The sequence below is a fragment of the Rhizobium sp. C104 genome (assembly GCF_022354505.1).
GTDB lineage: Bacteria > Pseudomonadota > Alphaproteobacteria > Rhizobiales > Rhizobiaceae > Rhizobium > Rhizobium redzepovicii.
On record NZ_CP092352.1, the window covers coordinates 135,244 to 152,773 of the forward strand.

At 61.8% G+C, this 17,530-nt stretch carries 14 protein-coding genes and 1 pseudogene; 9 read left to right on the plus strand and 6 right to left on the minus strand.

Annotated features, from left to right (window positions below):
- The first annotated feature begins 2 nt into the window (after positions 1-2).
- From MF410_RS28795 to MF410_RS28805, 3 genes are read left to right on the plus strand one after another with little or no spacing between them, the layout of a single operon-like run.
- Positions 3-848, plus strand: coding sequence for a carbohydrate-binding protein (locus MF410_RS28795; protein ID WP_097628106.1), 846 nt, complete (start codon positions 3-5; stop codon positions 846-848).
- A 53-nt stretch (positions 849-901) separates the two neighbouring features.
- A complete protein-coding gene (locus MF410_RS28800; protein WP_097628105.1) occupies positions 902-1,570 on the plus strand; it encodes a response regulator in 669 nt (222 codons plus the stop codon).
- Positions 1,560-2,960, plus strand: a complete 1,401-nt coding sequence (locus MF410_RS28805; protein WP_097628104.1) for a sensor histidine kinase — start codon at positions 1,560-1,562, stop codon at positions 2,958-2,960. Before MF410_RS28800 ends, MF410_RS28805 begins: the two co-directional genes overlap by 11 nt.
- 81 nt (positions 2,961-3,041) lie before the next feature.
- Here the strand turns inward: MF410_RS28805 and MF410_RS28810 are convergent, their stop codons facing one another.
- From MF410_RS28810 to MF410_RS28830, 5 genes are all read right to left on the minus strand, one after another.
- Positions 3,042-3,923, minus strand: coding sequence for an ABC transporter permease (locus tag MF410_RS28810; protein ID WP_097628103.1), 882 nt, complete (start codon positions 3,921-3,923; stop codon positions 3,042-3,044).
- Between the two features lie 12 nt (positions 3,924-3,935).
- Positions 3,936-4,754: an ABC transporter ATP-binding protein gene (locus MF410_RS28815; RefSeq protein WP_097628102.1), complete on the minus strand. Its 819-nt coding sequence runs from the start codon at positions 4,752-4,754 to the stop codon at positions 3,936-3,938.
- A gap of 94 nt (positions 4,755-4,848) precedes the next feature.
- On the minus strand, positions 4,849-5,862 hold the full coding sequence (locus MF410_RS28820; protein ID WP_097628101.1) for an ABC transporter substrate-binding protein: 1,014 nt from the start codon (positions 5,860-5,862) through the stop codon (positions 4,849-4,851).
- 269 nt (positions 5,863-6,131) lie between these two features.
- Entirely contained in the window at positions 6,132-6,860 is a 729-nt protein-coding gene (locus MF410_RS28825) for a FadR/GntR family transcriptional regulator (protein ID WP_097628100.1), read from the minus strand.
- A gap of 324 nt (positions 6,861-7,184) precedes the next feature.
- Complete coding sequence (locus MF410_RS28830) at positions 7,185-8,192, minus strand: LacI family DNA-binding transcriptional regulator (RefSeq protein WP_131710486.1); 1,008 nt, start codon at positions 8,190-8,192, stop codon at positions 7,185-7,187.
- A gap of 207 nt (positions 8,193-8,399) precedes the next feature.
- On the opposite strand from MF410_RS28830, the gene MF410_RS28835 reads away from it, so the two are divergent.
- The 6 genes and pseudogenes from MF410_RS28835 (at position 8,400) to MF410_RS28860 (ending at position 16,147) form a co-directional block, all read left to right on the plus strand.
- Entirely contained in the window at positions 8,400-9,722 is a 1,323-nt protein-coding gene (locus tag MF410_RS28835; protein WP_097628097.1) for an alpha-L-fucosidase, read from the plus strand.
- Between the two features lie 49 nt (positions 9,723-9,771).
- Positions 9,772-10,992 (plus strand): sugar ABC transporter substrate-binding protein, encoded by a 1,221-nt coding sequence (locus MF410_RS28840; protein ID WP_239620989.1) that lies wholly within the window; start codon positions 9,772-9,774, stop codon positions 10,990-10,992.
- A 19-nt stretch (positions 10,993-11,011) separates the two neighbouring features.
- Entirely contained in the window at positions 11,012-11,986 is a 975-nt protein-coding gene (locus tag MF410_RS28845) for a sugar ABC transporter permease (RefSeq protein WP_179867151.1), read from the plus strand.
- The gene (locus MF410_RS28850; RefSeq protein ID WP_097628095.1) at positions 11,976-12,860 is read left to right on the plus strand and encodes a carbohydrate ABC transporter permease; all 885 of its coding nucleotides are present in this window, start codon (positions 11,976-11,978) and stop codon (positions 12,858-12,860) included. The genes MF410_RS28845 and MF410_RS28850 overlap by 11 nt, the downstream gene beginning before the upstream one ends.
- A 195-nt stretch (positions 12,861-13,055) precedes the next feature.
- On the plus strand, positions 13,056-13,985 hold the full coding sequence (locus MF410_RS28855; protein WP_239620991.1) for a substrate-binding domain-containing protein: 930 nt from the start codon (positions 13,056-13,058) through the stop codon (positions 13,983-13,985).
- Between the two features lie 16 nt (positions 13,986-14,001).
- Positions 14,002-16,147, plus strand: a pseudogene (locus MF410_RS28860) (methyl-accepting chemotaxis protein).
- Between the two features lie 58 nt (positions 16,148-16,205).
- On the opposite strand, the gene MF410_RS28865 reads toward MF410_RS28860, so the two are convergent.
- Positions 16,206-17,468, minus strand: coding sequence for a DUF3422 domain-containing protein (locus tag MF410_RS28865; protein ID WP_097628093.1), 1,263 nt, complete (start codon positions 17,466-17,468; stop codon positions 16,206-16,208).
- Between the last annotated feature and the right edge of the window lie 62 nt (positions 17,469-17,530).

The window sequence follows — 17,530 nt, forward strand, 5'->3', positions numbered from 1 at the left end:
GCATGGAATTGACGCTGAAGATCATGGATGCCGATGGCTTCGTGCTGGCAAGCGCCACGGGGCAGGGCGAGACGTTTCTGGTCTATCGGCAGAGCTATCGCGAGGGCGACTGCGTAGTCGTGGAGGCGTCCGAACCCGGACATATCTTTCTGGCGCTGGACAGCGCGAATCAACCCGGCCCGGTCTATATGAAGGGATGCGATTATTGCCTCGCCGTGCCGTTCGGCGACAAGCGTAAACCCTATTCGCCGAACGCCTTCAGGGGCGATATTCATCGGCTTTCGGTCCGAAGCGCGCGGCCCGACGAGATTGCCCAGCGGCGTAATCTCGCCCTGAACCCCTGGGACGATCACGCCAATCGGACGCTGTTTCCGCATGCGCGCGCGAATGTCGAAACCCGGGGTGAGGCCGTCTTTGCCGCGCGCAACGCCATCGATGGCGAAAAGGCCAACGACGATCATGGCTTTTGGCCCTATACCAGCTGGGGCATCAATCGAGATCCTGAAGCCGCGCTGACGGTGGAATTCGGCCGGCCCGTCCGCATCGATGAGATTGTCTTCTACCTCCGGGCGGACTTCCCGCATGATTCCTGGTGGGAGAAAGCCAGCGTCACCTTCTCGAACGGCGGGAGCTGCTCCTTTCCGCTGGTGAAGTCCGGTGCTGCGCAAGGCTTTTCCATAGAACCCTGCATCGTCGAATGGGTGGAGCTGCACCGCCTGATCAAGGCGGAGGACGGCTCGCCCTTTCCGGCGCTGACGCAGATCGAAATCTGGGGAACGGAGGTGCCGATGGCCGGAGACCGGAACTTCGCAGCCGTTGCCGTCGAGGGCGAGGCCGAGCACGCCTAGAACCACCCGTGTCGCGCTTCCGCCAGACCGTCTGCCCGTGCTAAGGGGGATGGATGAGACTGCTTGTGGTGGAGGACAACAAGGATCTGGCGGCCTGGCTGGGCAAAGCCCTGCGGCAGGCGCAATATGCTATCGATATCGCCCATGACGGCGAGGATGCCGAGCATATGCTCAAGGTGGCCGAGTATTCGGCGATGATCCTCGACCTTGCGCTGCCCAAGCTTGACGGATTGACGCTTTTGAAGCGGCTAAGGCAGTCGGGAAACAAGCTTCCGGTGATCATCCTGACCGCGAATGCAAGCTTGGACGGCCGTGTGGCGGGGCTCGACAGTGGCGCCGACGACTATCTCGCCAAGCCCTTCGAAATTGCCGAGCTCGAAGCGAGAATCCGCGCGGTGGTGCGCCGCGGACAGGATCGCGCATCGTCCGAGATCACCGTCGGCAACCTGCGTTTTTCCGGCGGAACGCGGCAGTTTTTCGTCGCGGACGAGCTGCTGCAGCTGACGCCGCGAGAATATGCCGTTCTTGAACAGCTCGTCATGAAGCTGGGCAACACGGTGTCGAAAGCCGCTCTTTCCGAAAGCGTGTTCGGTTTCGACGACGAGGCGGATCCGAGCGCCATCGAAATCTACGTCCACCGGCTCAGAAAGAAGCTCGAAAGCAGCTCGGTTCAAATCGCGACGCTGCGCGGGCTCGGTTATCTCCTCAGACATGTCGAATAGCATCGTCATAAAGGCCGGCGCGACGATTGCGCGGCTCAGCCGGAGCCTGAGAGTACAGTTGCTCTGCTGGGTACTGCTGACCCTTCTCGGCGCGATCGGCTTCAATCTTTACGACAGCTTCTGGACGGCGGATGCGACGGCGAAGCTGGTGACGGATCGAACGCTTCTGGCCTCGGCCCGCGTCATCGCCGAGGCCGTCCGCGTCGACGAGGGCGGCAATGTTCAGGTGGACGTGCCGCCGGCAGCGCTCGAGATGTTCGATACGGGTTTCGGTGACCGGGTCTCCTATCAGGTGATCACCGCCTGGGGCAGTCTGGTGAGCGGCTTTCCCGATTTGCCGTTGCCGACTGTCCAACGGGTAGGTGAGGATCGCGCATTCCATGGCGCCAATGTGCGCGTCATGATGCTCGACCATCCCGTCGTCGGTCTTCCTGATGACGGCACCATCTCGGTCACTGTCGCCGTGACCCATAACAGCCAGTACGCGATGCGAAGGCAGCTGTGGCTTTCGGACTTCTCCAAGCAGTTCGTGCTCGTCTTCGTTGCAAGCCTGGTGACCATCCTCGGGCTCCAACGCGGCCTCGCCCCGGCTCTCCGACTGCGGGACGCCGTGCGCCAGCGCGGCCGCAACCGTCTCGATCCGCTGCCGCCCGAGATGGTGCAGAGCGAACTGCAGCCGCTCGTTCATGCGCTCAACGACTATATGGAGCGTGTCCAAAGCCAGATGGCCGCGCAGCGGCGGTTCGTATCGAATGCCGCCCATCAACTGAGAACGCCCCTGGCGCTGATTTCGACCCAGGCAAGCGTGGCGGCCCGCGAAGCCGATGCGGCCCGCCGCGACGAGGCGCTTTTTGCCCTTCGCACCAGCACGCGGCAGATATCGCGCCTCGCCAGCCAGCTCCTGACCTTGTCACGGGCCGAGCCCGGAAGCCGGCGCCCGCGCAGCGATGCGGCCGACCTCAGCAAGGCCGCCCGCGAGATCTTGGAAGCGCATGCCGAAGAGGCGTTGAGGCGCAACATCGACGTCGGTCTGGAAGCGGACGGCCCCGTCATCGTCGAAGGCGACGGGACGATGTTGCGGGAGATGCTGGTCAACCTCGTCGACAACGCGATCCGCTATACTCGGGCGAATGGACGGGTGACTGTTGCGGTGGGGCAGGCCGATAGGCATGCCATCGTAACCGTCGAAGACAACGGGCCAGGTATTCCGAGCGGGGAGCGCGAACAGGTTTTCGAACGATTTTACCGGATCATGGGGACCGAAGCGGAAGGCAGCGGCTTGGGGCTGGCGATCGTCCGGGAAGTCGTCGAAGGCGCTGGCGGTTCAGTCTCGCTCGGCGAAGCTGAAGGCGGCGGCCTCGTCGTGACCGTGCGGCTTCCGCTCACGTGAACCTGAAGCGCATCAAATGCAGAAGGCCGGGCATGATGCCCGGCCTTCTCTTCGATCTGCCTTGGGAGGAGGTCGATCGTATTACTGCGTATCCATGTGCTGCTGCGGGCGCCATTTCGCCAGGCGGTTCTCGATCACCGTCATGATGAATTCGGCAACGAGCGTGACGACCATGACGAGCAGGATCGCCGCGAACATGCCGGCCGCGTCGAACGTGCCCTTGGCGATCGAGATAAGCTGACCGATGCCGAAGCGCGCGCCGACGAATTCGCCGACGATCGCGCCGATGATCGCAAAGCCGAAGGAGACGTGCAGGCTGGCGAAGATCCAGCTCATCGCCGAGGGAATGACCACCGTGCGGGTCACCTGCCAGTCCGAGGCGCCGAGAATGCGGGCATTGGCGATCATGTTGCGGTCGGCCTCGCGTACACCCTGAAAGGCGTTGGCGAAGACGACGAAGAATACCATGATGAAGGCAAGCGCGACCTTGGAGGGCAGGCCGAGACCCATGATCATGATGAAGATCGGGGCAAGCACCACGCGGGGGATCGAGTTGATCGCCTTGATGTAAACGGAGAAGATGTCCGACAGGAAGCGGTTGCGGCCGAGGCCGATGCCGACGAAGACGCCGGTGATCGAGCCGGCGAAGAAGCCGATCAGCGCCTCCTCCATCGTCACCCAGAGATTATACCAGAGCGACCCTTCGGTGGTGCCCTCGGTTGCCCATTCGTAGAGACGCTGAAGAACGCCGCTCGGGCTTGAGTAGAAGAACGGATCGATCCACTGCATGTTGGAGGAGAGCTCCCACATGCCGATCACGAAGACCAGGATGGCGATCTGCCAGAAACGCACGAGCGTATTGCGCCGGCGTATTGCCTTCAGCGCGGAGGCTTCGATCTCGGCATCTGATGTGCCCGGGCGAAACAGCGCGGCGGAACCGGCCTCGAAAGTGGTATGTGCCATGATATCCTCCTCTCAAGCCGCTTCGCTTGCGCGGCGGTAGCTGGTCTCGACCTCTTCGCGGAGGTCCTCCCAGATCGTCTTGCAATAATCGATGAAGTTCTGCTCGTAGCGGATCTCCGACACGACGCGCGGGCGGGGAAGATCGATCGTGTAGACCGACTTAACCGTGGCGGGGCCGGCTGTGAGCACATAAACCTTGTCGGCGAGCGCCACGGCCTCTTCGAGATCATGGGTTACGAAGACCACAGAAGCCTTTCGCTCCGCCCAGAGCTTGAGGAGCTCCTCGTGCATGACGGTGCGGGTCTGCACGTCGAGCGCCGAGAAGGGCTCGTCCATCAGCAGGATTTCCGGTTCGTTGATGAAGGTCTGCGCCAGCGAGACGCGCTTGCGCATGCCTCCCGACAGCTGATGGGGATAGTGGTGGAGAAACTTCGACAGGCCGACGCGCGCCAGCCAGCCGCGGGCCATCTTTTCTGCCTCGGTGCGAGACTTGCCGCGGAACAGCGGCCCGGCCATGACGTTGTCGATGACGTTCTTCCAGGGGAACAACGCGTCGGTCTGGAAGGCGAAGCCGACCCGCGGATCGATGCCGGTGATCGGCCCGCCCATCAGGCGGACTTCGCCGGCGGAGGGGCGTGCCAGGCCCGTTACGAGATTGAGCGTCGTCGATTTGCCGCAGCCGGTGGGGCCGACGACGGCGACGAACTCACCGCGGGCGACCGTCATGTTGAAATCGCGCAGCGCGGTCAGTGATTTTCCGGTCGGCGAGACGAAGCGCCGGCTGACATTGATCAGCTCGATCGCGGGGATCTGTTTGTTGTCCTGTTGCATGGTAATACCCGAGGCGTGCTTGAGGGCGCGCACGCAAAGCCCATGATCGAACGGAGGCCGCTCCCGCTTGGGAGCCGGGAGCGGCGCGACTGACTTACTTGACGTTCTTGACGAATTCCGTCGTGTAGGTCTTGGAGAGGTCGATCTGCTTGCCCTTGACGTTCTTGGAGAATTCCGAGAGCACAGCAAGCACGGTCTTCGGACCGTCTTCGGGCATGACGCCATCCGGCGTGAACATGCCCTTGCCGTCGTTCAAAGCCTTGATGTAGCCGTCCTTGTCGCCGACGTAGAAATCCTTCGGCATCTTATCCGCGATCTCGGCTGCGGAATGCGTGTTGATGTAGCGCAGGGTTTTGACGAAGGCGTTGGCGAGCTTCTGCGCCTCGTCTTTGTGCGCGTCGACCCAGGCGGTTTCCATGTAGAGCGAGGCGGCCGGATAGGTGCCGCCGAGCGCCTTTCGGGTCGATTCGACCGTCCGCATGTCGACGAGAACACTGGCTTCGCCGGTTTTGATGAGGCGCGAGATCGTCGGCTCCGTCGTCATGCCGGCCTGGATCTGGTCCTGCTGCATGGCGGCGATGAACGTGCCGCCGGCACCCACAGGAACGGTGACGACGTCACCCGGCTGCAGTCCGGCCTTCGAGGCCATGAAGAGCGTCAGGAAGTTGGTGGACGAGCCGAGGCCGGTAACGCCGAGGGTCTTGCCCTTGAAATCGGCCGGCGATTTGATCTCAGGATGCTTGCTCGAGACCATCTCGACCTCACCCGGCGCCTGGCTGAACTGGACGAGGGATTCGACGAATTTGCCCTTAGCCTGCAGGTCTACGCAGTGATCGTAGAAGCCGACGACCCCCTGGACGGCGCCTGCCAGCAGCTGGTTTTCGGCGTCGACGCCGGCAGCTTCGTTCAGGAGCTCGACGTCGAGGCCCTCGTCCTTGAAGTAACCGAGAGATTCGGCGAGCTTGGCGGGCAGATAGATCTGCTTCTCATAGCCGCCGACCATGATGGTGATCTTGTCGGCCGCATGGGCAGCTGTTGAAGCAAAGGATGCCGCGGTCAGCAGCGTGGAAAAAGCGACGGTGTGAAAAAGGCTGCGTGAAGAACGCATTGATATCTCCTCCTGGTGGTGTGACCGCATCGTCGTCTCGCCACTTAGACCGTGTCTCCTCCACGATGCTGCCCTTTCCTATGACCTCGAAGCTTTCAATTAGCTTTCAGCCGCTGACGGGGTAGCCAGTCCGTCCATGCATCCCGCTGATGCGCGCCGGTGCAGAGGCGATCACAATAAAGGCGGCTGCGCAAACCGGCCAGCAGGTTCGTTCCCGACGCCACGTTCGGATGGCGGGTTGGCTGGTGATTTCCGGCTTCTGGCAGGCCTCAGCTCGTAAAGCTTCGCAGATCCTTCAGCAGGTTGCGGTATCTGGCCTGGCTGCCGACCAGATGCTCGCGCATTGCGTTGCGCGCGGCCTGATCATCCCTGTCGGAGATGGCCATGACGATCGCTTCGTGTTCCCTGTGGATCAGCTTTCGGTAAGCGGTCTGCTCGGCGGTTCTCGTTTCCGGAACGAGCCGCGACTGCGGGATGATCACGGTTCCCTGCGATTCCAGGAAGTGTTTGAACAGCGGGTTGTTCGTCGCCTCGGCGATCGCGACATGGAGGTCGAGATCCGCCTCGCGGATGGATTGATCGGTCTCGATGCGCTGGAGGATTTTCCGGTGGCATTCGAAGATCGCCTCCTCTTGTGCCGGCGAGCGGCGCAAGGCGGCAAGTCCCGCCGCCTCGATTTCGACAGGCGTCCGGATTTCGAGCACCTCCAGATCGGAGGCGACGCGGGCCTTGTCGACCTTTCTGCCTGACAGTGACGGATCGGCGCCGATCACGAAAATGCCCGCGCCCTGGCGCACTTCGACCAGTCCATCGGAACGAAGCGCAGCGACAGCCTCGCGCACTACGGTGCGGCTGACGCTGTGCGTCTCGGTGAGTTCATGCTCGCTCGGAAGCTTGTCGCCGGCGGCATACTGGCCGCTGAGGATTGCTTGCCGGAGGCTTTCGCCGACCTGCGAGACCAGCGACCCCGAGCCTCTGCTGCGATCCTTTGCCTGCATAGCCACGCCTTGACCCCCGCTCCGGCTTTGATCCGCATGCCGACAAGATTGGCGGCATGCGGAATCTATATTCATCACACATGTATGACAAATCCTCCGATCTTTCAATGACTAGCGGCATCGTCGCTGTCTGTTTTGCTGGAGTGTCGCCGGGCGCAGAGCGTCTTGTTGGCCTTAGTCGGCATCATCCGACGCTCCTCATGCTGAGGTGCGCAGCCGAAGGGCCAAGCCTCGCAGCACGCCGCAACGCTGCTTCTTGCATGTATCAGCGCCTGAGCACCCACCTCGTCCTTTGCCTAGTCAGCAGAGCCCGAGGGAGGGAACTCAGAGCCGCCTGGTCGACTCCCCGCGCACGAATCTCGGCGTCAGGATAAAATCCTGCGGCGGCTCGGCGGCGGCCTCGGGGCTTGCGATCCTTGCCAGCAGGCGCTGGGCCGCGAGTTCGCCGAGCTTCTGCGCATCCTGCACGACCATGGTGATGCGCGGCGTGATGACGTTGCTCCAGGGCACGTCGTCGACCATCGCCAGCGATACGTCGTCGGGGCAGCGGAAGCCCATTTCCTGCATCACCTGCAATGCTGCCAGGCCCATCATGTTGTTGGCGCCGATGATGGCGGTCGGGCGGTCGCGCCGCGTCAGCAGGCGCATCGCCTGCGCATGGCCGCCGGTTCTGGTGTAGCCGCCTTCGACCACCAGCGAGGGGTCGATATCCACGCCGGCGGCGGACATCGTATCCATAAAGCCCTTCAGCCGCTCATCGGCGGTATGCAGGCCGGAGGGGCCGGAAATGAAGCCGATGCGCCGGTGGCCGAGCTGCAGCAGATGCTCCGTCAGAATGGTCGTCGTCAGCGGATTGTCGGAGCCGACGAAATCGCGCGCCGCGCCCTCCACCTTCTGATCGAACATCACGATCGGGGTCTTGAAATCGCGCAGGAACGCCGCGTATTCCGCGCCGTGGCCGTTTGTCGCCAGCGCGATGCCGGCGATCTTCTGCGCTTCCATCCGCTCCAGCAAGGCCCGTTCGAGTTCGGCCCGGCCGGAAGAATCGGCGATCAGGACGAAATAGCCGTGATCGAGCGCCTGATGCTCGATCTCCCGGCGGATATCGCCGAAGAACATGTTGCCGAGATTGGCCGAAACAAAACCGATCAGCGAACTGCGCCCGCGCGCCAGCGTCTGGGCCACCGGATCGATGCGGTAACCGGTCGATTTTATCGCCTGCTGGATGCGGTCGAGCGTCTCGACGCCGACCCGCTTCGGGCTGTTGAGCGCGAGCGAGACGGTCGAGATCGAAACTCCCGCGAGGCGCGCGACATCTCGTATGGTCGTCATGTCTATCGAACCGGTTCTAAAGCTTTGTTATGTCAGTTTCTATTTCTCGGTGCAACAGACTTTTCTGAAATGGCGCTTTATGGCTGGGAAAACTTTTCATAGGCGGCTGTGGTGGAATCGGCTTGACAGGCGGGGCATCAAGGAAGATGTTCAGTCACCGAACCGGTTCGATATGGTGTGGAGCCGGAAAACAGGGAGGAGAAACCTGTGACGAGTTCGGAACACCAGCCGGAAAATTCTGTATCGGGAGAGGCGGGCAAGCACGCCTGGTTCAGCCATGATCGCCTTGGCATGTTCATCCATTGGGGCCTCTATGCTCTCGGAGCCCGGCACGAGTGGTTGAAGAACCGCGAAGAGCTGACCGATGAGCATTACCAGCGCTATTTCGACAATTTCGATCCCGATCTCTACGATCCCAAGGAATGGGCCCGCCGGGCGCGTCTCGCCGGCATGAAATATGTCGTGGTGACGACCAAGCATCACGAGGGCTTCTGCCTTTGGGACAGCAAGGTTACCGATTACAAGGCGACGAATACGCCCTGCGGCAGGGATCTGCTGACGCCGCTGGTAGAGGCGTTTCGCGCCGAGGGGCTGAAGATCGGCTTTTATTATTCGCTGCTCGATTGGCACCATCCTGATTTTCCGATCGACGTCCACCATCCCCTCCGCAACCATGCCGACGCCAAGGCGCTGAACGCCGGCCGCAACATCGCTAATTACGCCGCCTATATGCGCGAACAGGTGCGCGAGCTTCTGACCGGTTTCGGCCGCATCGACATCATCTGGTTCGATTTCAGCTATCCCGGCCGCGAATATCACGGCCTGCCAGGCAAGGGACGCGCCGATTGGGAAAGCGAGCGGCTGATCGAGCTGGTGCGCGAGCTGCAGCCCGAAATCATCGTCAACAACCGCCTCGACCTGCCGCCGGGCAAGCTGCCGGATGTGACGACGCCGGAGCAATATACGCCGCGCGTGGCGCCTGCCATCGCCAGCCAGGGGGTGCTCTGGGAAGCCTGCCACACCTTCAGCGGCTCCTGGGGCTATCACCGCGACGAGGATAGCTGGAAGAGCCCGGAACAGATCATCCAGCTGCTGATCGATTCCGTCGCGCTCGGCGGCAACCTGCTGATGAATGTCGGCCCGACCGGGCGCGGCACCTTCGACGCGCGCGCCGTCGATGCGCTTGCGGTCTACCAGAACTGGATGGCCATCAACGGCCGCTCCATCTACGGTGCCGGGCCATCGGAACTGCCGGTGCCGGCCGGATGCCGCTATACCCAGCGCGGCAATCGCCTCTATCTGCATGTCTACAACTGGCCCTACCGCCACATTCATATCGAGGGCCTCGCCGACAGGATCGCCTATGCGCAGTTCCTGCACGATGCCAGCGAAGTGCGTTGGCTCAGCCAGACGAAGGAAGTGGATTCCAATATCGGCGTGATGGTGCCGGAAGGCATGATCACGCTCGAACTGCCGGTTCGGCGACCTGACGTTACCGTCCCGGTGATCGAGATCGTCCTCAAGGCGTGAACTCGGTCGCATCCGCGTGTTCATTGCGTCATGGAGGGAGGAGAAACCCATGAAGGTTCTGAAGAAAGCGCTTTTGCTTGCCACAATCGGCGGCAGTCTTTTTGCCACAGCCGCATCGGCCGAACAGGTCAACCTGACCTGGCAGATGTGGACCGGTTCCGATGCCGACACCAAGGGCTGGCAGCACCTGGCCGAGATGGTCACCGCCAAGTATCCCGATATCAAGGTGACGCTGACGACGACCGGCTGGGTCGATTACTGGACGAGGCTGCCGGTGCTGGCGGCGTCGGGACAGCTTGCCGACATCGTTTCCATGCAGTCGCTGCGCATGCCGAATTTTTATTCGCTGCTTGAGCCCCTGAATGATCGGATCGCCGCCGACAAATTCGATGTCGGCGCTTTCACCCCCTCGATCATCGGCGGCATGTCCGTCGACAAGCAGCTTTACGGCCTGCCTTACGACGTCGGTCCGTGGGTCATCTATTATAACCAGGACGCGCTCGAAGCCGCCGGCGTTCCGCTGCCGAAACCGGGCTGGACGCTTGCCGAATTCACCGATGCCGCCAAGAAGCTGACCAAGGACGGTAAATACGGCTTCGGTATCACCCCGACCAACTATTCGGTCCTGGCGGCTGCCTGGGGCGATAAATATGTCAACGACGCGGGAGAGCTCGACCTCACCAATCGGAGCGCCGTTGCCGCGGCCGAGAGGGTGATCGGCTTTGCCGCCAAGGACAAGGTGGCGCCGCTGGTGCCATCGAGCGCCGATGCCGGCACGGTCATCCAAGGCCGGTTCTATTCGGGCAATGTCGCCATGTATGTCGACGGTCCATGGTCGATCATCGGCATGAAGGACAAGGTCAAGTTCAAAATTGGTTCCACCTCTCTCCCGCGCGGAGACGGCGAGCTTACCGCCGTCACGGCGGGCTCCGGTTTCGGCATCGCCACGACGAGCAAGAACAAGGATGCGGCCTGGAAGGCGATCCAGGTGCTGACCAGTCCCGAGGCCCTGCAGTATCTTGCCGAACAGGGGCGTGCGCTGCCGGCGCGTGCGGCGTCGCAATCCTCCTGGTACAAGGTGGCCGCCAAGGACATCACCAATGGCGGCGAGGCCATCGACTATTCTCTGGCGCATTCCGTGCCCTACGTGATCACCAACAACTGGGCGGCGGTCGAAAATCTGTTCAACCAGTATTTCCCGCCGGCCTTCGGCGGCAGCGCCGACGCCAAGCAGACGATGGAGTCGATCCAGAGCCTCGCGCAGCAATAGAGCCTATGCGTCCGAAAGGATGCGCAGGCGCCCGCCGCGGCAGGAATTGCCGCGCATGGAGGAAGACATGTCGGAAAGCGCCGTTGCCGAAATGACCCTGCAGCCTGGTCGGCCGCAGCGCTTTCTGAAGCCTGAGACGCAGACGGCCATGCTGTTCCTGCTGCCGAGTTTTCTCGGCTTCATGATCTTCATGGCCCTGCCGATCCTGGCGTCGCTGGCGCTCTCCTTCACAAACTGGCAGCTAATCTCGACGCCGTCCTTCGTCGGTCTTCAGAATTATATCAAGCTCTTCACCGTCGATCCGGCCTTCTACACCATCCTCAGAAACACGCTGTTTTTCGCCGTCGAATATCTGGCGGTGAACATCATCGTCTCGCTGCTGCTGGCGGTTTGGATATCCAGCCTGAAGCGCGGCAAGGCGATCTTCCGGGTGATCTTCTTTCTGCCGACCTTCACGCCGACGATTGCCGCTTCGGTGGTGTGGCTGCTGATCTTCACGCCGGATGGACTGGCCGACACCGTCATCCGTTCGCTCGGCCTCGGCCTGCCGAATTTCCTGCTGAACCCGACCTGGGCGATGCAGGCGGTCGTGATCGTCACGCTCTGGGCCAATGTCGGCTATAATGTCGTGATGTTCAACGCCGCCCTCGATCTGGTGCCGAAACACTATCTCGAAGCGGCGACGATCGACGGCGCCAATGCCTGGCAGCGCTTCTGGCGCATCCGTCTGCCGCTGATCTCGCCCACCGTCTTCTTCGCCACCGTGATGACGGCGATCACCTCGCTGCAGGTCTTCGACGAAATCTTTGCAATGACGCGCGGCGGCCCGGGCTCGGCGACGGCAACCCTCGGCTTTGCCATCTACCAGAAGGGCTTCACCAATTTCCAGATGGGCTATGCCTCCGCTCTCGCCTGGGTGATGTTCGTCATGATCATGGCGCTCACCATCCTGCAGTTCCACATGCAGCGCAAATGGGTGCATTATGACGACTGACCCGACCTCACGGCATCCGTATTCCGTCTCCGCGGGTCGGCATCGTCTCCTGCGGCGCATCGGCACCTTCTTCAGTTATGCCGGCCTTTCACTGATCGCGCTGCTTTTCCTCTTCCCCTTCTTCTGGATGGTGTCGAACGCGGTGCGCTCGAATGCCGAGGTAATGGCCGTGCCGGTTCGCATCTTCCCCGAGGAATATCATTGGGGCACATTCGTCGAGGCCCTGGTGGCTCTGCCATTCGGCACCTTCCTGCTGAATTCCCTGGTGGTCGCCTGCGGCGTCACGGCGATCGTGATCGCGGTATCGTGCCTTTCCGCCTACGCCTTCGCGCGGCTGCGGTTTCCCGGCCGTGAGGGGCTGCTGCTTACCTATCTCAGCACGCTGATGATCCCGCAGGTGATGCTGGTGATCCCGCTTTTCCTCCTGGTCAGCAAGCTCGGCTGGATCAACACCTATCATGGCATGATCCTGCCGGTCGCCTTCTCGTCCTTTGGCACGTTTCTGCTGCGACAGTTCATCCTCGGCATTCCTAAGGATCTCGACGAGGCCGCGATGATGGACGGTGCCTCGCGCCTGCGCATTCTCGTCACCGTCATCGTGCCGCTCGCCATGCCGGCAATCGGCCTTTTGTCGCTCTTCACCTTCATCGCCCAGTGGAAGAGTTTCCTGTGGCCGCTGATCGCTACCAGCGGGGTGGAAAAAGCCACACTGCCGCTCGGGCTCACATTGTTTCAGACCCAGCAGGGCACGGCGTGGAACTATATCATGGCCGGCGCGACGATCTCTATGCTGCCGGGCGTGGTCCTGGCCATCGTGCTGCAAAGGGTGATCTATAGGGGCATCACCGTCAGCTCCGGCTTCGGCGGAAGATAGGAAAAAAACAGAGATTTATGTGCATCGCGCGAAGTTCGAGACGAAGCCTGTCAAGGTCGGTTGCTCGCCGCCGAAGAAGGCGCTTCCGCGCCACAATATCCTATCCCCGTTCTTAACTTTCGTTTCCTCACGAAAAGTAAAATTTAACCAAGATTTGAAATAACGCATTCACATCCGAATTGCGTAGGGGAATTCATGAAAACGGCCACGCTTGCATCCATCGCCTTGGCGATATCGGTCTCTGTTGCCAATGCACAGACGATCGGGGTTTCGATGACCAATCTCGATAAATTCAGAGAGATGCTTCTGAACGGCGTCGTCTCGCACGGGAAGACGATATCAGGCCTCAAGCTCGTCACCGCGAATGCCGAGGGCGACAACGAACTTCAGAAGAAGCAGGTTCAGCAGTTCGTTGCCGACAAGGTCGATGCCATTATCATGATGCTGTCTGATGGCGATTTCGGACCGCAAATGACCAAGATCGCAGCGGATGCCGGCATTCCCCTGATCTACATCAACACGACGCCCTCCAATCTCTCGGACTTGCCGGACAATCAGGTCGTTGTCGCCTCCGATGAGAAGAACTCCGGTACGCTGGAGACAAAGCAAGTGTGCTCTCTGCTCAAGGGCAAGGGCCGTGTCGTCGTGCTGATGGGGGAGGTCTTCCATGTGGCCGCCCGCACCCGCACCCAGGACATCGCCGATGTCATCGCGACGCCGGAATGCAAAGGCCTTGAGATCGTCGAGCAGCAAGCGGCCTATTGGTCGCGCGATTATGCCGATCAGCAAATGCAGGAATGGCTGGCGGCCGGCGTCAAGTTCGATGCTGTTATCGCCAACAATGACGAGATGGCGCTCGGTGCGATCCGCGCCATGAAGAAGGCCAATATCCCGATGAAGGACGTCGTCGTCGCCGGCGTCGATGCTACCGACGATGCGCTTGCCGCCATGGTGGCCGGGGATCTCGACGTCACCATTCTCCAGAGTGCGGTCGGGCAGGGGGCGGCGGCCGTCGACGCTGCCGTGAAGCTCGTCAACAAGGAGAAGGTGCCTCGCGAAAACAACGTCCCCTTCGAACTCGTCACACCCGAGAAAATAGCCCAATACCTGCCGAAGAGCCAGTGAGCATAAGAGGCCTATGATGTTGCATTTCTGGAATAAATTCGGCATTCGCGCGCAGATCACCGCAGGCTTCGTGCCGTTGATCCTGCTGATGAGCCTGCTCACCGTCAGCGCGATCTCCGGCATGAACGGGCTTGCCGCGATCTTCGCTTCCTATCGTGTCACGGCCGGCCAGAAGTCTGGCTATCTCCGACTACAGCGACCAGTTGCACGAGATCCAGATGTCGGCGGAGGCTTTCCGTTCGACCCCGACGCAGGCTGTCGTCGACAGTTTCCGCGCCGGCGTGAAGGCCTTCGAGGCGGACGACCCGCGTTTTGCCGGCAACAAGGACCTGCAGTCGGGGCTTGCAGAAATCCGCCAGGATATTGCCGCCTACGGCAAGGCCTTCGAACAGATCGTTTCCTTGCAGGCTCGGCGCGACATGTTGATCTCCAAGGTCACCGAATTCGGCCCCTGGACCAGTATCGCGCTCAACGACGTCGTGCGCAGCGCCTGGCGCCAGAACGACGTGACGCTGCTGCAGATGACGGCGGCGACGCTGGAGGCCTTGAACCGCAGTCTCTATTTCTCTGAACGCTTCGTGCATTCCAACGATTTCGCGGCTTACGACACGGCGCAGGCGGCTCTCGCCGAAGCCGTGGCGCTCAATGACGCCGCCGCCAAGGCTGCGAAGAATGAGCTGCAGAAGAAGCGCCTGATGGGTGCCGGGCAGCTCATGCAGAACTACACCGCCCGTCTCGGCGACATGAAGGAGGTGCTGCAGGCCTCCGGCAATATCCGCCAGACGCAGCTTGGCGTGCTCGCGCCGAAAATATCAGGCGAATTCACGGATTTGCAGGCGACCGTGACAGGTGCCCAGAAGGCCCTTGATGGTTCCGTGGAGGCGACGGTCGCCTCCGCGACCAGCACGACGCTCGTCATCAGCGGGCTGCTGATCGTCATCGGCCTCGTGCTTTCCTATTTCGTCGGCCTGCTGATTTCCTCTGCGGTGCGCAAGATGGCCCAGTCCATGGAGCAGCTTGCTCGCGGCGAGGAAGGGATCGCGATAACGGGCGTCGAGCACCGCCACGAACTCGGCGCCATGGCGCGTTCGCTGAAGGTTTTCCAGGAGACGGGCCGCGCCAAGCTGATCGCCGAAGCCAATGCCGAGCGAGCTCGCCTCGCCGCCGAAGAAGAGCGGCTGCGCCAGGAAGCCGAGCGGCTGTCCGATGCGCAAGTGATGGAACATGCCTTCCGCCAGATTTCCGTCGGTCTCGACGCGTTGTCGAAGGGTGATCTCACCGTTCGCGTCGGCGAAGTCGACCATCGCTACGTCAGGATCCGCGATCATTTCAACAATTCGGTCGCAAGCCTCGAGGAAGCGGTCGACTCTGTCATTCGCGCGGTCGCCACCATCCGCTCCGGTCTGTCGGAAATCTCCACCGCCTCCAACGATCTCGCCCGCCGCACCGAGCAGCAGGCAGCCTCGTTGGAAGAAACGGTCGCAGCACTCGGCGACGTGACCCGCGGCGTCAACGGCACGGCAGAGGGCGCAGGCCGCGCCCAGGCCGTCGTTGCGACGGCCCGCACCAATGCCGAAAAGGGCGGCGAAATCGTCGCCCGGGCTATCGACGCGATGACGGAAATTCAAAATTCGTCGTCGAAGATCGGCAACATCATCAGCGTCATCGACGAGATCGCCTTCCAGACCAACCTCTTGGCGCTGAATGCCGGCGTCGAAGCGGCGCGCGCCGGTGAGGCGGGCAAGGGCTTTGCCGTCGTCGCCCAGGAAGTCCGCGAGCTCGCCCAGCGCTCCGCCAATGCGGCGCGGGAGATCAAGCAACTGATTTCCACCTCCTCGGCGCAAGTCAAGACCGGTGTTCAACTGGTCGGCGAATCCGGTCTCTCGCTGGAACAGATCGTCGAGCAGGTTACCGCCATGAATGCGACCGTCGCCGAGATCGCCGTTGCTGCCCGCGAACAGGCAACGAGCCTGCGCGAAGTCTCGGCCGCCGGCGACCAGATGGACAAGGTGACCCAGCAGAACGCCGCGATGGTCGAAGAAACCACGGCGGCGGCCCAGAGTCTGACGCAGGAAACCGAAAGTCTTGCTGATCTGTTGCGGCGGTTCAAGACGGGCAGCGGTCGGGCACGAGACCATCGCCCCTACGCAATGGCATCGTGACGATCTGTCGGAGCGGTTAATAGAACACCGCCGCTCCGAAAGGGCGGCGGTGACCCCGTCAGTGGCTTTCGGATGTGGGGCCGTGCGGCACGCCGGCGATGCTTCGGCGCACGTGACGGACCGCGGTCCAGACGGCGAAGAGCACGAGCGGGATGGCGCCGAGAACAGCGAGTTTTGCCACGTGCGGATCGACGCCCAGTGCGGAAATGCTTTCGAGGCAGATCTTCACCAGGCCGACGGTATAATAGGTGATGGCGATGACCGAAAAGCCTTCGACCGCCTGCTGGATATGCACCTGGATGCGCGCCCGCTCTTCCATTGAGGTCAGCAGTGAGGCATTCTGATCCTCGAGCTGAACCTGCACGGTGGTTCTGAGAAGGTCTCCGGCCAGGCTGACGCGTTCGGCCAGCTCGTCGAGGCGCCGTTCTGCCGCATAGACCGAGCGGACAGCCGGTTGGAAGCGTCGGTCGATGAACGTACCGAGCCTTTGTCTTTGCTCGACCCGCTCTTCTCGAAGCTCCGACAGCCTGCTCGCCACGATCTCGGCATAGGCTTTTGTCGCGCCGAAGCGGTGGCGGGCGAGTGCCGAGAAGTTGAGCACATCGGAAGAGAGCCTCGTCACCTCGGACAGCAGCGCCTTGTCGACTTTGACGGCGCTCTGCATATGGACGATCAGGAGATCGAGGCGCTGGTCAAATGCGGAAAGCTTCGACACGGTCTCGCGCGCCATCGGCAACGCCAGCAGCGCCATCATCCGATATGTCTCGATTTCCAGGAAACGCCGGACCATGCGGCCGGTCCGATAGGCGTTGAGGTTGCGGTTGAAGAACAGGAACTCGAGGAATCCGCTGTCGGTCAGCCGAAAGTTCGAATGCACCTCGGCGTCGCCGCCGCCGACCCGCGAAGCGACATAGTCGAGTTTGGGTTTTTCCAGGATGCGCCCGTCCTTCTCGTCACGCACCAGCACGCGCACGGCCGCGATGACCTTTCCGCCAATCTGGCCGCAGCAGGCCCGAAAAGCTTCCGGCGGGTTGCTGCCGGGTTCGGCCGATGCCGGCACCACGAAGGTGAGGGTGAGGAACTCGGTATGGGCTTCCCATTTCAGTCGGCCGTCGCCGACGCGGCCGATGCCGTGATTGCCCTCGCCCGTCGTGGTGACATCTTCCAATCCCGGCAGGGAACCGGGCAGCGAAGGAGGGCCATTCTCGCCGATGATAGCGACATGCCAGACATCGGTGTCGCCATCGAAATAAAGCGACGGCCGGGCATGCAACTCGTTGTGAAGCTCCCTGCGCAGCGGATGCTCGGAACCCATCGGCATGGAGATGCACCTCTATACGATAGACAGTCGCTGGATCGCCGGCGGAAGGACCGGGTGCCGGC

Excerpts from the sequence above, each read along its gene's own strand:
- MF410_RS28830 (WP_131710486.1), bottom strand. The coding sequence starts at position 8,192 with ATGACGACCATACGAGATGTCGCGCGCCTCGCGGGAGTTTCGATCTCG.
- MF410_RS28845 (WP_179867151.1), top strand. The coding sequence starts at position 11,012 with ATGCGCAGGCGCCCGCCGCGGCAGGAATTGCCGCGCATGGAGGAAGAC.
- MF410_RS28865 (WP_097628093.1), bottom strand. The coding sequence starts at position 17,468 with ATGCCGATGGGTTCCGAGCATCCGCTGCGCAGGGAGCTTCACAACGAG.
- MF410_RS28850 (WP_097628095.1), top strand. The coding sequence starts at position 11,976 with ATGACGACTGACCCGACCTCACGGCATCCGTATTCCGTCTCCGCGGGT.
- MF410_RS28825 (WP_097628100.1), bottom strand. The coding sequence starts at position 6,860 with ATGCAGGCAAAGGATCGCAGCAGAGGCTCGGGGTCGCTGGTCTCGCAG.
- MF410_RS28840 (WP_239620989.1), top strand. The coding sequence starts at position 9,772 with ATGAAGGTTCTGAAGAAAGCGCTTTTGCTTGCCACAATCGGCGGCAGT.
- MF410_RS28810 (WP_097628103.1), bottom strand. The coding sequence starts at position 3,923 with ATGGCACATACCACTTTCGAGGCCGGTTCCGCCGCGCTGTTTCGCCCG.
- MF410_RS28855 (WP_239620991.1), top strand. The coding sequence starts at position 13,056 with ATGAAAACGGCCACGCTTGCATCCATCGCCTTGGCGATATCGGTCTCT.
- MF410_RS28815 (WP_097628102.1), bottom strand. The coding sequence starts at position 4,754 with ATGCAACAGGACAACAAACAGATCCCCGCGATCGAGCTGATCAATGTC.
- MF410_RS28795 (WP_097628106.1), top strand. The coding sequence starts at position 3 with ATGGAATTGACGCTGAAGATCATGGATGCCGATGGCTTCGTGCTGGCA.
- MF410_RS28820 (WP_097628101.1), bottom strand. The coding sequence starts at position 5,862 with ATGCGTTCTTCACGCAGCCTTTTTCACACCGTCGCTTTTTCCACGCTG.
- MF410_RS28800 (WP_097628105.1), top strand. The coding sequence starts at position 902 with ATGAGACTGCTTGTGGTGGAGGACAACAAGGATCTGGCGGCCTGGCTG.
- MF410_RS28805 (WP_097628104.1), top strand. The coding sequence starts at position 1,560 with ATGTCGAATAGCATCGTCATAAAGGCCGGCGCGACGATTGCGCGGCTC.